Below are 12,308 nucleotides of genomic sequence, written 5' to 3'. Positions count from 1 at the left end.
CCGCGCTGCAGGCGCATTCGCGGATCTGCTCTCCGGCAACGGAGTCGCGCCGGGCAGCCGGGCCATGGTGTTGGCGGTGGTAGTAGTTGCGGTGGCGGCAGCAGCAGCTAGGTCGAACGGCCACCTCGGCCGGCACGCGCGGGCGGCCCGGGGGATCGCCGCACCCGATCGGTTCGCGCCGGTCTGGGTCTGTGCGGTAGGAGCAATCCGTGGCGACCGGCGGCCATCGTCACCGCCGAGCGCGGCGCCCTGAACCTCCGCTGATCTCACCCAGGGCGGTTTCCACCTCGGCGATCCGCTCCGGCGAGACTCCCCACGGATTCTCCACTCCCACAACGACATCCAGATCCCATAGCACGCAGTCCTCGCCGGGGTCGGCGACGAGGGACCACGCGACGACGGTGCGTCCGAGCTGAGTCGCCATCGGCACACCGCTGCCGCCGCCGTAGCCGTCTCCCTCGGGAAAATGGTGCAGGAACCGGCCGTACGCGGCCTCGCAGAAGTCCCGGTAACGCTTGGTGCACAGGATCAGACCGTGCCACGCCTCGTCCACGGCATGGGACGGCATGCCGATCACCTGGTCGTCCGCCAGCGCCGCTCCGCAGCATCGCAACCATTGCCGCAGACCGGTGTCCACCAATTCCCGCGGCTGCCAGGGACAGGTCTTGAAGACGGCCTCCGGCAATCGCAGCGCGTCGACGGCGCGCCGGGTGCGGACCGGATCGATACGCCGGAAGCGGGACAGCACCGGCCCACGGTACGGCCGAGATCGCGCGGCGGACAACTCCTGCGCCCGCGGGCCGCGATGCTCATCGAGCGGACGTGTCGACAGTGGCGGAGTCGCCGTCCTTCTCGCCCCGGGTGGCCAGCAGGCTGGTCACGGTCACTACGCCGAGCACCACCACGATCACCAGCAGCGAGGCGGCGGTGGGGATCTCCGGCAGCCAGTCCCAGTAGCCGTGGGCCCAGTGCAGCACCAGTTTGACGCCGATGAAGCCGAGGATCACGGCCAGGCCGTAGGCGAGGTGCACCAGGCGGGCCAGGACCGCCTGCAGGACGAAGTAGAGGGCGCGCAGGCCCAGCAGGGCGAAGGCGTTGGTGGCGAACACCAGATACGGGTCGCCGGTGACGCCGTAGACCGCGGGCACCGAGTCGATCGCGAACACCAGGTCGGTGGCCATGACGGCGGTGACCACCAGGGCGAGCGGGGTCAGGGCGCGGCGGCCGGCCTCCCGCACGGCCATCTTCGTGCCGCGGTAGTCGTCGGTGACGGGCATCAGCCTGCGCATCAGGCGCACCGAGCGCATCCGGGAGATGTCGACTTCCTGTTCGTGCCCGGTGACCGCGTCGCGGATCAGCTTGAGCGCGGTGAGCAGCAAAACCGCGCCGAACAGCAGGAACGCCCAGTCCAGCGAGGCGAGCGCCGCCGCACCGACGGCGATGAAGATGCCGCGCAGCACCAGTGCGCCCACGATGCCGAACAGCAGCACCCGTTGCGCCAGCACCGCCGGGACCGCGAAGGCCGCCAGCAGCAGCATGAAGACGAACAGGTTGTCCACCGAGAGCGACTTCTCCAGCAGATAACCGGTGATGAACTCGGTGGCGGGCTTCGATCCGAATCCGGCCCACAGAATGCCGAAGAACGCGACCGGCAACGCCAGGTAGAACACGGTCCAGCCGACCGCCTCCCGCATCGACACCTCGTGCGGTTTGCGAGTGACGACGAAGTCCAGCGCGAGCAGAACCAGCACACCGGCGATGGTGGCGGCCCACAGCCAGGGGGAGCCGATGGTGTGCAGCTGCTGGGCTGCGAGAACGGACGAGTTCACAGGTCTCCTCGGGTATGCGAAAGCACCCGAGGTCTCCTTCACCCGATATCCGGGCGGCCATCCGGGGATCCCGACGGCGGAATCCGTACTGACCGGTGTGGCGCTTGGGAAGTACTCCCCTCGGAGGCGAGGATAGCGAAACCTTTGCCCGAAAACCAAGCGATCCGGACGAATGTGACGAGTCCGACCGCCGCCCGCGTCACTTCCGCGGGCTGAGCACCACCACCGATATGGGCCGATCGGTCATCTTCTGGTACTGCGTGTACCGGCCTTTGTTGACCTTGTCGACCAGCGACCACCGCCGCGCGTACTCGGTGTCGTCCGGATACGTCGGCCGCGCGGTCACCGGAATCCGCCGATGCCCGACCTGGATCTCGCACTCCGGGGCCGCCTTCACATTCGCCAGCCACCCCGGCGGCCGCGGCGACCCGCCGTTGGACGCCGTCACCAGATAGTCGTCGCCGTCTCGCGCATAGGTCAGCGCACTGGTGCGCGGCTGCCCGGTCTTGCGCCCCACCGTTCGCAACAACAGGGTGGGGTTTCCGAACAGCAGCCGGTGCCCCACGTACCCGTCCGACTTCTCGTAGATCCACTGATGAGCCCGCAGCGCGGTGGAAAACAGATCAGCCATCGCACACCTCCGATCAGACGACTAGGCAACCCCTGCCCAACACTAACCGGCGCGGAGCGCGAAAGCCCGCAACAAGATTCAGCCGCACCCCGTGCATGCGCGATCCACGCGACGGGCCGGGATGCGGCTGCCGAGCGTTCAGATCCTGAAGCGTCCCGCGAAGGTGCGCAGCGGCAGGTCCGCGCTGGTGATGATGCCGGGGCGCGCGGCCACCACGGATCGAATGGCATTCAGGGCCGGCAGGCCGGTGACGGTCATGCCGATCGAGGCGAAGTTCTCCGGGTTCGACAGATCGAAACCCTTGCGCGGGAAGATCATGTGCTTGCTGTAGATGTTGGGGTCGCCGGTCACCTGAGTGATGTAGCAGCCCTTGATCTCCCACGACGGGTCGGTGTGCGGCGTCATCTGCCACTCGAGATGGGTCTCCACGCGCGGGACACCGTCGACCATGCCCTGATATTTGATGTAGCTCGCGCCGAGCGAGCCCTTCGGCATGAAGTACCAGCCGAGGTCGACGTCCTTGGTGCAGGCGCCGAGTTCGTAGCCGAACGTCACCTCGTCGAGTTCGAGTCCGAAGGCGTCGGCCATGAGGTAGACCGAGTCGGCGAACACCGCGGTGTACCGGTAGAGCGAATCCGGGATCGTGGGGTCGTCGACCGGGCGGCCGTAGCCCACGGCCTTCCAGGTGTCGACGGAGTGGTGACAGGAGACGTCGACCGATTCGGTGACGGTGATGTTCTCGATGTCGGCGACGTCCGCGGTGTGCACGATGCCGAGAATCTGGCACAGACCCGGGTTCATGCCGGTGCCGTAGAAGGTGGCATTTCCGCGCTCACAGGCGGCCTGGATCACCTCGCTGACCTTGCGGCCCGAGGGATGGGCGTGGTTGGTGTCGCGGTGGAAACCGGTGATCCAGTCCGCGGTGGTGACCACGTTGATACCCGCTTCGAGGACCTTCTCGTAGAGATCTTCGTCGGGGAAGACGCCGTGGAAGGTGAGGACGTCGGGCCGCGCGGCGATGATCTCCTCGACAGTCCCGGTCGCGGTGACCCCGATGGGGTCGAGGCCGACGATCTCACCGGCGTCGCGGCCGATCTTCTCGGGCGTGTAGCAGTGCAACCCGACGAGCTCGAGATCGGGATGGTTGCGGATGCGCCCGATCATCTCGGTGCCGAGATTGCCGGTGGCGACCTGGAATACCCGGATCGTGTCGGAGGTGCTCATCGCGTGCCTTTCGGTGTGGTGGCTGCGGGGGTGACGGTGCTCAGGCGGTCGCGTCGGCCGCGGGATGTACGGCGCCGCTGTGCGGCCGGTGCGGGTCGGTGCCCGCGGGGCCGCCGTCGGGATAGAACTGCAGCGCCCACTGGCGTAGCGCGGTGAATCCCTGAAATTCCTTGCGGCTCAACGCGGGTGGATCGGAGTAGCGTTGGTGGGCCCAGATGTTGATGTCGGCCTCGAACTGGTCGATCACGAAATCGGCCATCGTCTTTCCGTATCGGCTGATCTCGGGGCTGTCGTCGCCCGTCTTGCGTCCGATCCACACGGTGAACCGGACATCGGAGGTGTATTCGTCCACCGGCGTCACCGCGGGCATGGTGCGGTTGTCGACCATGCCCCAGCTCTTGGTGATCGAACAGCCCAGCCCGGCGTTGATCGATTCCACGCCGCTGTTGACGTCCGATTCGCTGATGCCCTCGTCGAAGGCGATGGTGAAGTCCACGTAGGACACCGGGCCGGAGAAGTCGTGGCGGGTGAACTCCGGCACGAACGGCGTCTTGTGCACGACCTTGAAATGCGCGAAGTCGACGCCGTTCTCCATGATGTACTGCGGATGCAGTTCCAGGCCCGGCCGGAACAGTGTGGCCGCGGGCACCGGCGGATAGTAGTCGGCGGCGGTCTTGTCGTCACCGAATGCCTCGAAGATGTCCGGCACCTCGAAATACGGTGCGCGGCCGTCGATGTCGTACCAGATCCACACGGCCTCGTTGCGTTCGACGACCGGATAGCTGCGGATGCGGCGGCCCTTGTTGGGATGTGCCTCGTAGGGGATGCAGACGTTGCGCCCCTGCCGATTCCACTCCCATCCGTGGAACGGGCACACCAGGTTCTCGCCGTCGACGCGCCCGCCGTAGCCCAGATGCGCGCCGAGATGTTCGCAGTACGCGTCGAATACCGCGAGCTGCCCCGATGCCGAGCGCCACGCGACCATCTCGCGGCCGAAGTACTTCATCTTGTGGACGGCGCCGATGGGGATCTCGGTGCACCACGCGACCTGGAACCAGCCCGTCGGCTCCATCGACAGGGGTGGTTTTGCCATCTCGATCCTCCACATTCGGCGAGGGGCTGCACGTCGCGGCGCAGACCGCCGCGCCCGGCGACACAAGAGTAGAAGCCTCTATGAAAGAAAACAAGAGGGTTCGTTGAAACTGGATGCCGCAGTTCAGGGACGGTATTATCGACCGTCGTGACGGAGGTAGCGGTGCACAGGAGGCGTGCGAACAAGCGCGGTATCCAATCGCGGGAGGCCATGCTCGAGGCCGCGATCACCTCGCTGGCCACCGGCGACCCCGCGGCCGTATCCGGCAACCGGATCGCCCGCGACATCGGCGCGACCTGGGGAGTCGTGAAATATCAGTTCGGCGATATCGACGGACTCTGGGCGGCGGTGCTTCGCTACACCGCCGACAAACGCGGCGACCTGCCCGCCGGTATCGCGACCGAAGGAACCCTGTCCGAACGGGTCGCCGCCCTGATCAACACCATGGCGATCGGATTGCGCCGCCCCGAATCCCTCGCCATCGAAACCCTGCGCGCCGCCCTGCCTCGCGACCACGCCGAACTCGAACGCGACTATCCGCTGACCGCCGCCGAACTCGCCTCGTGGAAACCCAACTGGGACAAGGCATGTGAACGAGCCTTCGCCGACCTGGGCGTCGACCCGGTCAAAATCCGCCGCGTCGCCGCACTCATCCCCGCCGCCATGCGCGGCATCACCTCCGAACGCACCCTCGGCACCTATGGCAACCTCGACGACGCCATCCAGGGACTCATCGACGGAATGGTCGCTTACCTGGAGAAGTAGGGCCGCGCGGCGTCGCTACCACCGGCTCAGCGCCCGGTACAGCCAGTCCTGCGCCGCGCCGGTGGTGGTCGTACCGGTGATTTCGGCGGTGAGCGTCCAGTACCGGCGGATGCGCGGATCGTTGTCGTCGGCGCCGTGGAGCAGCCGGCGCCGGAACTCGGCCGTGGGGCGGACGCGCCGGGCGGCGGCGTGGGCGGCGAGAAACCGGTCGAGTTCCGCGCCCGGCCGTGGTTCCACGCGCGTCGCGACCAGCGGGTCCACGATTTCGCAGGCTTCGGCGACGCCGGACAGCAGTGCGCGTTTGTCGCGGATATTCGTGGGGTCGTGTCGCCAGAGCTGTTGTGTCATCGCGGCGGTCAGGCGCGGATCGGTCACCGCGGTGGCGAGCTCGGCGTAGGCGACGACTTGCCGGGGCGTCGGATCGGCGGGCGGGGCCGGAATGTTCATGGCGACGAAACCGTCGAATGTCTCCGGTGCGATCGGGGTGAGCACTCGGCGCCAGAACGCGACCAGATCGTCGCGGGCGCGCCGGCTGTCGCCGACGGCGGCCAGTAGTTCCAGCCGCGCGGCGCGCCGGCCGGGCGAGGCGTCCTCGACCGCCGCCAGCACGGCCCGGCGCCAGGTCAGTGCCTCCAATTCGGCGTCGAGCGTGGCTCTTTCGGCGGCGACGGCGTCGGCGATCGAGGTGGTGCCGGTGAGTACGGCCGTGATCGCCTGCAACCCGAGGCCGAGCGTGCGCAGCCGGCGCACGAGCTGCAGGTGATCCACCGCCGTCGCCGGATCGAACAGTCGATGCCCGCCCGCGCTGCGGTGCGCGTCCAGTACCCCTTCGTCGCAATAGAAGCGGATGGTGCGGACCGGGACGCCGGTGCGTTCGGACAGCTCTCCGATGGTGATCAGACCATCGCGACGTGTGTTGTGGGTCACAGTTGCTGGAACCTCCACCCGGCTGGAACTCCTACGGTACGGCAACACCGATCACCCTGAGGAGTTCCGACAATGGCTGGAAAGACATCGATCGATACCGAGCAGGTCTGGCAGGCCGTCGCCGCCGAGCGCGCGAGCCTGGTCGAACTGTTGCGGGCCCTGCCCGAGAGTGGTTGGGAGCAGCCTTCGTTGTGTGCGGGCTGGCGGGTTCGCGATGTGGTCGCACACCTGATCCTGTCGGCGGATTCCGGCCTCGGGACGATCCTGTTCCATCTGATCCGAGCCCGAGGCGACTTCGATCGAATGGTCCGCGACAGCGCCATCCGCCACGCCGACCGCCGGACCACGACCCGGTTGCTCGCCGACCTGCACGACAGTATCGGCGTTCGGCGCACACCCGTCGGCACGACGCCCGTCGACCGCCTGATGGATCTGCTCGTACACGGCCAGGACATCGCGATCCCGCTCGGCATCCCCCGCGAAATGCCGGTACCCGCAGCGCGATCGGCCCTCGATCGCGTATGGAACGGTGGCTTTCCGTTCCATGCCCGCTCGAAGTTCGGGAGTTACCGCCTCGTGGCCTCCGACTGCCGATGGACCGCCGGCGCCGGACCGGTCGTCGAGGGGGCCGCCGCCGACCTGCTGCTGCTCATCACCGGCCGCGCGCCGGCCCTCGACCGGCTCACCGGCGAGGGCGCGGCGCAGTTGACAGCGATGCGGGCGGGGCGGCGATAGTTCCCTGGGCTCGGACGGCGGCGGGTTTCCCTCCCGCCTCTTGCGAGAACGCTTAGCCCACCGAAGATTACGCACCGCAGTTGGTGGGCGACAGCTGAGGCATACGGCTGGAGAACCTCGCCAGTCCGACCGGCCGCTCATCGTCGCCCACCCCGCGACGTGGTCGGTGCATGGCCGGACGCTTTCCGGCCGCGCCGATGAATTTCGCGGGGATCCGCCGTCCATGTTTTCGAACGCACCGACCGACAGGAGTTCAGCCATGACGAGACCGTTTCGCTTCGGGGTCGTCGCCCCGCTCACGACCGATGTGCCGACGTGGCGAGATCGCGTGCGCCGCATCGCCGGCAGCGGATACTCGACGGTGCTGGTTCCCGACTTTCCGCTCACGCAACCGGCCCCCGGCCCCATGCTGGCCACCGCCGCCGCCTTGACCGACCTGCGCGTGGGCACCTGGGTGTACGCCTCTCCGCTGCGCCCGCCCTGGCAGACGGCGTGGGAAGCGCATTCGCTGTCGCTGCTGACCGAGGGCCGCTTCGAGATGGGCATCGGCACCGGCAGGCCGGGTATCGAGGACGAGCTGCGCGACAAAGGGCTGCCCGTCCTCCCGCCGAGCGAGCGGCTGGCCGAGGTGCGTGAGACGGTGAAGGCGCTGCGCGATCTCGACGGCCCCGACCGTCACACCCCGGTGGCGATGGCCGTCCTCGGGCCCAAGGCCCGAGCGCTGGCGGCCGAGGTCGCCGACACGGTCACCTTCGCGCTGGGGGACCAGCCTCGAAGTGAGGTCGAACGCCTGGCCCGCGACTTCCGCACCACCGGCGATCTCGAGCTCGCACTCGCCGTGCCCGTGGTCGGCGATACCGTCGCGCCGTATATGGCATCCCCCGACACCGACCCGGCCGCGCTGCGCGCGGCGGACGCGCTGAACGTACTTCCGGATGATCCGGCCGCCGCCCTCGAGGAAATCCAACGACGCCGCGAAGAGATCGGCTTCTCCTATTTCGTCTTCGGCGCCGACATGGCCGACCGGTTCGCCCCGGTCGTCGCCGAACTCGCGGGGCGGTAGTCGGGTCGCGGCCCTCGAATCAGCACGATGAAGTACACGGCTCATCGAGCGCTGTGCTGTCTCGGGCCGACTCTACGGTTAGGCGATTCCGCTGGTGAGAGAGATTGTGGGGCGGGTGGGGCTCGAACCCACGACCAGCGGATTATGAGTCCGCGGCTCTAACCGACTGAGCTACCGCCCCTCGCCGCGCTGCACGCGCGTGGGGGATGCTACCGGGTCGGGGGTGCGACGGCCTAGTTGGGCTCGGGCGGGTGGCGTCTCGTGGTGAAAGGGGGTGGCGCGAGGGCGGTTTCGCCCTTTCGTGTCAGTAGCCGGCGAGCAGCGCGTGCAGCCTGGTGAGTTGGGCGGGAGTGAGGGTGCTGCGGACGCGGGTGCGGGGCTCGGGACGGCGTCCCCACAGGACGAGGAGGCGGGCCGCGGCGTCCAGCTCGAGGCCGGGGGCGTCGGATGCGTCCTCGACCGAACTCAGTGCAGCGCAACCAGATTCAACCGACAGCCGGATATCGGGCGCCCCCGGTGAGCACAGCCGCACGTCGAAATTCTCATCCGGAGACGGATCGCGGCGCACGCCCGACGCCAGCAGCATCGGGCCGAGCGCGCGCACGGCGTGGGCGGTGAGTTCGGGCTGGGCGAGGAGTTCGTCGCCGATGCCGTCGTCCCCGGTGATGTCCCAGCGGTGGACGGCGAACTCGCTGCGCAGATGCGGCAGGAACATCGCCACGGGCATGGTCCGGCCGGTCCACGGGACGACCGCGTCGGGGTCGGCGGCCAGAACATCCCCGAGCAGCCCCCGCAACCGCTGCTCCTCGAGTTCCAGCCGTCGCATCAATTCCGGGTCGCTCATCGCCCGAAACGGCGCCTCCCGCTCCTCGAACCCGCGCGTGGCGGGCACCGGCTCACCGTTCAGATACGGCTCCAGATGCCGGCTGATCTCGACGGCCCCGGCCACGAGATGCGCGGTAACCTCGTGCGCCGTCCACCCCGCACACGCGCGGACCACCTCCGGAGCGATGGCCCGGCGCGCCTCGAGGAATGCCTCGGCCTCACGACTCTGCTGCACAGCTGAACTCATGCCGGGAGAGTAGAAGCGAAACCCTTCGGCCCCTACCGAACTGTGCCGGACGGTCCCCGCTGTTCTGTAGCACGTCTGTCACTCCACCGCCACAGTCCGATAGCGAACGGGCTGGAGGATCGGCTGATGACAGCCATCTACGCGAGCGAGCAGGTAACCGAACAGACCACTCCGTGCATTGCGCCCGCGCAGTCGCGATATCGGGAGATATTCGGTGACACCTGGTACGAACAACGGATCGGGGCGCTGGTCATGCGGTCGGGGCGCCTCTGTGCGGTGATGACACCCGCCGAGCGGGGCGCTTCGGTGCTCGGCATACTCGGTGATCTGGCGGTGCCGGTGATGCGGGTCGGGGTGGGGGACCGGTGCGTGTGGTCGTTTCTGGCCGAGAATCCCCGTTGTGGTGAGGGCGCGGGATGGTGGTCGCTGGACCTGTTCCGCTGCTTCGTCACCCAGACCGGTCCCGGCGCGTTGATCGCGCTCCCCACCCCTGGCAACCCGCGCCGGACCTGGGTGCGTGAACCGCGGGGCGCGGTGCCGGATCTCCGCCTGGTCGCCGAGGCCATCGTCGCCGCCTAGCGCCGCAGATCCTCAGGGCGATCAGTTCACCGGAGGCCCCGCCGATTCCGGCAAGTGGCAGGCAGACGATTCCATCGGGAACTTTCGATGAACCTCTGCCCGACGTCGATGAAACGCCCAGCTAGGCGGCGTTGCCGAAAAGCGGCAGGGGATTGTGGGCGAGGCCTGCACACCGCACCATCACGAGAGTGAACAGCGAACTGATCATCCTGCTGCTGGTGATCGTCACGGCGCTTGCCTTCGACTTCACCAACGGTTTTCACGACACGGGGAATGCGATGGCGACGTCCATCGCGACGGGTGCCCTCAAACCCACGACCGCGGTGACTCTTTCGGCGCTGCTGAATCTGGTCGGTGCGTTCTTGTCGGTGGAGGTCGCGTTGACGGTCACCAACGCGGTGGTCAAGATCCAGAACAAGGACGGGACACCGAAAGCCGAGTTCACCGCGGATCACGGGCGGGCCCTGCTGATCATCGTGATGGCAGGACTGATCGGCGGCATCATCTGGAATCTGCTGACCTGGCTGCTGGGCCTGCCGAGCTCGAGTTCGCATGCGCTGTTCGGCGGATTGATCGGCGCCGCAATCGCTTCCGGTGCGGGCGTGGTGTGGATCGGGCACGGGAAGATCGACGGGGTGGTGGGCAAGGTGATCATGCCCGCGCTGTTCTCACCGGTGATCGCGGGCATCGTGGCCGCGGTCGGCACCTTCCTGATCTTCAAGATCGTGGTCGGTATCGGCGAACGGTTCACCGAGGCCGGGTTCCGGTGGGGGCAGATCGGCACCGCCTCCCTGGTCTCGCTCGCGCACGGGACCAACGACGCCCAGAAGACGATGGGCGTGATCACCCTGGCGCTGATCGGCTACAGCGCCTCGGATCCGCGGTCGACCGGCCCCCTCGCCTGGCACGAAACCGACAATGTCCCGCTGTGGGTGAAGTTCGCGTGCGCCGCCGCCATCGCCCTGGGCACCTATATCGGCGGCTGGCGCATCATTCGCACGCTCGGCAAGGGACTGGTCGAGATCAGTTCGCCGCAGGGCATGGCGGCCGAAGCCTCCTCGGCGACAATCATTCTCGCCTCCAGCCACCTCGGCTTCGCGCTCTCGACCACCCACGTCGCCACCGGCTCGATCCTGGGTTCCGGTGTCGGTAAGCCCGGTGCGCAGGTGCGCTGGAACATCGCGCTGCGCATGGTGGCGGCGTGGGTCATCACCCTGCCGGCCGCCGCCGTGGTGGGCGCGGTGATGTGGGTGATCGCCGCGAAGATCCCGACCCTGCTGGGCCCGCTGATCGCCTTCGCGATCCTGTGCGCGCTCTCGGTCTACATGTACCGGCGCGCCCAAGCGCAGAAGGTCGACCACACCAACGTCAACGCCGAATGGGACGAGCCGGTCGCTCCCGCGGACACGATCGCGAAGGTCTGAGAACCATGGAAACGATAAAGCTCGTTCTCGAATCGGTCTGGAAGATTCTGCTCGTCGGCATCGTGCTGGGCGCCGGTCTGCCCGCGCTGTTCGCCGTCGGCGTGCGCGGTCTCGCGGTCGCCAACGGACACGAGTCGGCCGACGGAACCGTCCACCGGCCCAATCCGTTCGGCGCCGCGGTGGCCGTTGTGGTCTTCGCCGTCGTGGTCGCCGCGATCGCCGTCGGTATCACGATCATCGTCGCGTCCGGTTTCGGCAAAGCGGTCAGCTTCGAGCACATCTATCCGACCCTGGTCGAGAAGTAGGAGTACACAGGTGAATTCGAGGACCAACGATGAGGGCTTGCTCGCGCAGATCCTGGATTGGCTGCGCGCCGGCTACCCGGACGGCGTCCCACCGAAGGACTACTTCCCGCTGCTCGCGCTGCTGAAGAAGCAACTGAACAAGGACGAACTCGACCGGATTCTCGGCCTGCTGCTGGCGGGCCGGCCCGACGTCGTCGATCGCGAGCAGGTCGAGGCGGCGATCGTGGAAGTGACCCGCTGCGAACCGAGCGAGGACGATCTGCGCCAAGTCGCGGCGAAGCTCGCCGCCGGTGGCTGGCCGCTCACCGGATTCCACGACTGAAGGGCGGACATGCAACGCAATCTCAGTGCCGTCGCCGACCTCGAGTCCGCCGTCGACCTGACCGACACCACCGGATTCATCGTCGACGACCTGGCGCAGATCGTCCTCGCTGGACAAGTGGGACGACTACACCGCCGCCAAGGAGGAGAACTTCGAACACACCGATACCGACTACGCGCCGTGGATCGTGGTCAAGAGCAACGACAAGAAACGCGCCCGCCTCAACGCGATGCGCCACGTCCTGGGCCTGTTCGACTACGAGAACAAGGAACTCGACATCGTCGCTCCCGCCGATCCGCTCCTCGTCGGCCGCGCCCGCGACGTGGTCGGCTCCTGACC

Annotated in this window: 15 protein-coding genes, 1 tRNA gene and 1 pseudogene; 9 read left to right on the top strand and 8 right to left on the bottom strand. The window is 67.7% G+C overall.

What is annotated here, in order from left to right; genetic code table 11:
- Nucleotides 1-253, top strand: a 253-nt coding sequence (locus A5789_RS38165) for a hypothetical protein (RefSeq protein ID WP_231956673.1), incomplete at its 5' end; no start/stop codon positions are given.
- Here the strand turns inward: A5789_RS38165 and A5789_RS33980 are convergent.
- The 5 genes from A5789_RS33980 to A5789_RS33960 form a co-directional block, all read right to left on the bottom strand.
- Entirely contained in the window at nt 230-748 is a 519-nt protein-coding gene (locus A5789_RS33980; protein ID WP_063014521.1) for a hypothetical protein, read from the bottom strand. The two genes, A5789_RS38165 and A5789_RS33980, sit on opposite strands and share 24 nt — an antisense overlap.
- Nucleotides 749-809: 61 nt before the next feature.
- A complete protein-coding gene (locus A5789_RS33975) occupies nt 810-1,829 on the bottom strand; it encodes a TerC/Alx family metal homeostasis membrane protein (RefSeq protein ID WP_063014523.1) in 1,020 nt (339 codons plus the stop codon).
- A 199-nt stretch (nt 1,830-2,028) separates the two neighbouring features.
- The gene (locus A5789_RS33970; RefSeq protein WP_063014525.1) at nt 2,029-2,460 is read right to left on the bottom strand and encodes a nitroreductase family deazaflavin-dependent oxidoreductase; all 432 of its coding nucleotides are present in this window, start codon (nt 2,458-2,460) and stop codon (nt 2,029-2,031) included.
- A 138-nt stretch (nt 2,461-2,598) separates the two neighbouring features.
- Nucleotides 2,599-3,684 carry a dihydrodipicolinate reductase gene (locus A5789_RS33965; RefSeq protein WP_063014527.1) on the bottom strand — a complete coding sequence of 362 codons (1,086 nt, stop codon included), beginning with the start codon at nt 3,682-3,684 and terminating at the stop codon, nt 2,599-2,601.
- 40 nt (nt 3,685-3,724) lie between these two features.
- Entirely contained in the window at nt 3,725-4,777 is a 1,053-nt protein-coding gene (locus tag A5789_RS33960; protein WP_064902374.1) for a Rieske 2Fe-2S domain-containing protein, read from the bottom strand.
- Between the two features lie 147 nt (nt 4,778-4,924).
- On the opposite strand from A5789_RS33960, the gene A5789_RS33955 reads away from it, so the two are divergent.
- A complete protein-coding gene (locus tag A5789_RS33955; RefSeq protein WP_082941138.1) occupies nt 4,925-5,542 on the top strand; it encodes a TetR/AcrR family transcriptional regulator in 618 nt (205 codons plus the stop codon).
- Nucleotides 5,543-5,557: 15 nt separating this feature from the next.
- Here A5789_RS33955 and A5789_RS33950 read toward each other — a convergent pair whose 3' ends face one another.
- Nucleotides 5,558-6,469 (bottom strand): MerR family transcriptional regulator, encoded by a 912-nt coding sequence (locus A5789_RS33950; protein ID WP_064902376.1) that lies wholly within the window; start codon nt 6,467-6,469, stop codon nt 5,558-5,560.
- 72 nt (nt 6,470-6,541) lie between these two features.
- On the opposite strand from A5789_RS33950, the gene A5789_RS33945 reads away from it, so the two are divergent.
- The gene (locus tag A5789_RS33945) at nt 6,542-7,204 is read left to right on the top strand and encodes a maleylpyruvate isomerase family mycothiol-dependent enzyme (protein WP_082941137.1); all 663 of its coding nucleotides are present in this window, start codon (nt 6,542-6,544) and stop codon (nt 7,202-7,204) included.
- A 259-nt stretch (nt 7,205-7,463) separates the two neighbouring features.
- Complete coding sequence (locus A5789_RS33940) at nt 7,464-8,267, top strand: LLM class flavin-dependent oxidoreductase (protein ID WP_064902377.1); 804 nt, start codon at nt 7,464-7,466, stop codon at nt 8,265-8,267.
- A 107-nt stretch (nt 8,268-8,374) separates the two neighbouring features.
- On the opposite strand, the gene A5789_RS33935 is transcribed toward A5789_RS33940, so the two are convergent.
- Nucleotides 8,375-8,448, bottom strand: a tRNA-Ile gene (locus A5789_RS33935).
- 123 nt (nt 8,449-8,571) lie between these two features.
- Nucleotides 8,572-9,339, bottom strand: a complete 768-nt coding sequence (locus A5789_RS33930; protein ID WP_082941136.1) for a maleylpyruvate isomerase N-terminal domain-containing protein — start codon at nt 9,337-9,339, stop codon at nt 8,572-8,574.
- A gap of 126 nt (nt 9,340-9,465) precedes the next feature.
- On the opposite strand from A5789_RS33930, the gene A5789_RS33925 reads away from it, so the two are divergent.
- The 5 genes and pseudogenes from A5789_RS33925 to A5789_RS36145 form a co-directional block, all read left to right on the top strand.
- A complete protein-coding gene (locus A5789_RS33925) occupies nt 9,466-9,918 on the top strand; it encodes a hypothetical protein (protein WP_030518462.1) in 453 nt (150 codons plus the stop codon).
- Nucleotides 9,919-10,106: 188 nt separating this feature from the next.
- Nucleotides 10,107-11,342: an inorganic phosphate transporter gene (locus A5789_RS33920; protein ID WP_030518463.1), complete on the top strand. Its 1,236-nt coding sequence runs from the start codon at nt 10,107-10,109 to the stop codon at nt 11,340-11,342.
- Between the two features lie 5 nt (nt 11,343-11,347).
- A complete protein-coding gene (locus tag A5789_RS33915; protein ID WP_064902378.1) occupies nt 11,348-11,647 on the top strand; it encodes a hypothetical protein in 300 nt (99 codons plus the stop codon).
- A gap of 10 nt (nt 11,648-11,657) precedes the next feature.
- Nucleotides 11,658-11,969: a DUF3349 domain-containing protein gene (locus A5789_RS33910; RefSeq protein ID WP_063909229.1), complete on the top strand. Its 312-nt coding sequence runs from the start codon at nt 11,658-11,660 to the stop codon at nt 11,967-11,969.
- 103 nt (nt 11,970-12,072) lie between these two features.
- Nucleotides 12,073-12,306, top strand: a pseudogene (locus A5789_RS36145) (polyphosphate kinase 2); the annotation flags it as partial.
- Nucleotides 12,307-12,308: the final 2 nt, after the last annotated feature.

Origin of the sequence: Nocardia sp. 852002-51101_SCH5132738 (assembly GCF_001665695.1) — a bacterium.
Lineage (GTDB): Bacteria > Actinomycetota > Actinomycetes > Mycobacteriales > Mycobacteriaceae > Nocardia > Nocardia nova.
This window is presented reverse-complemented; position numbering and strand designations above follow the sequence as displayed.

Coding starts and splice junctions, on each gene's coding strand:
- A5789_RS33915 (WP_064902378.1), top strand. CDS start 11,348: ATGGAAACGATAAAGCTCGTTCTCGAATCGGTCTGGAAGATTCTGCTC.
- A5789_RS33960 (WP_064902374.1), bottom strand. CDS start 4,777: ATGGCAAAACCACCCCTGTCGATGGAGCCGACGGGCTGGTTCCAGGTC.
- A5789_RS33970 (WP_063014525.1), bottom strand. CDS start 2,460: ATGGCTGATCTGTTTTCCACCGCGCTGCGGGCTCATCAGTGGATCTAC.
- A5789_RS33945 (WP_082941137.1), top strand. CDS start 6,542: ATGGCTGGAAAGACATCGATCGATACCGAGCAGGTCTGGCAGGCCGTC.
- A5789_RS33940 (WP_064902377.1), top strand. CDS start 7,464: ATGACGAGACCGTTTCGCTTCGGGGTCGTCGCCCCGCTCACGACCGAT.
- A5789_RS33925 (WP_030518462.1), top strand. CDS start 9,466: ATGACAGCCATCTACGCGAGCGAGCAGGTAACCGAACAGACCACTCCG.
- A5789_RS33930 (WP_082941136.1), bottom strand. CDS start 9,339: ATGAGTTCAGCTGTGCAGCAGAGTCGTGAGGCCGAGGCATTCCTCGAG.
- A5789_RS33965 (WP_063014527.1), bottom strand. CDS start 3,684: ATGAGCACCTCCGACACGATCCGGGTATTCCAGGTCGCCACCGGCAAT.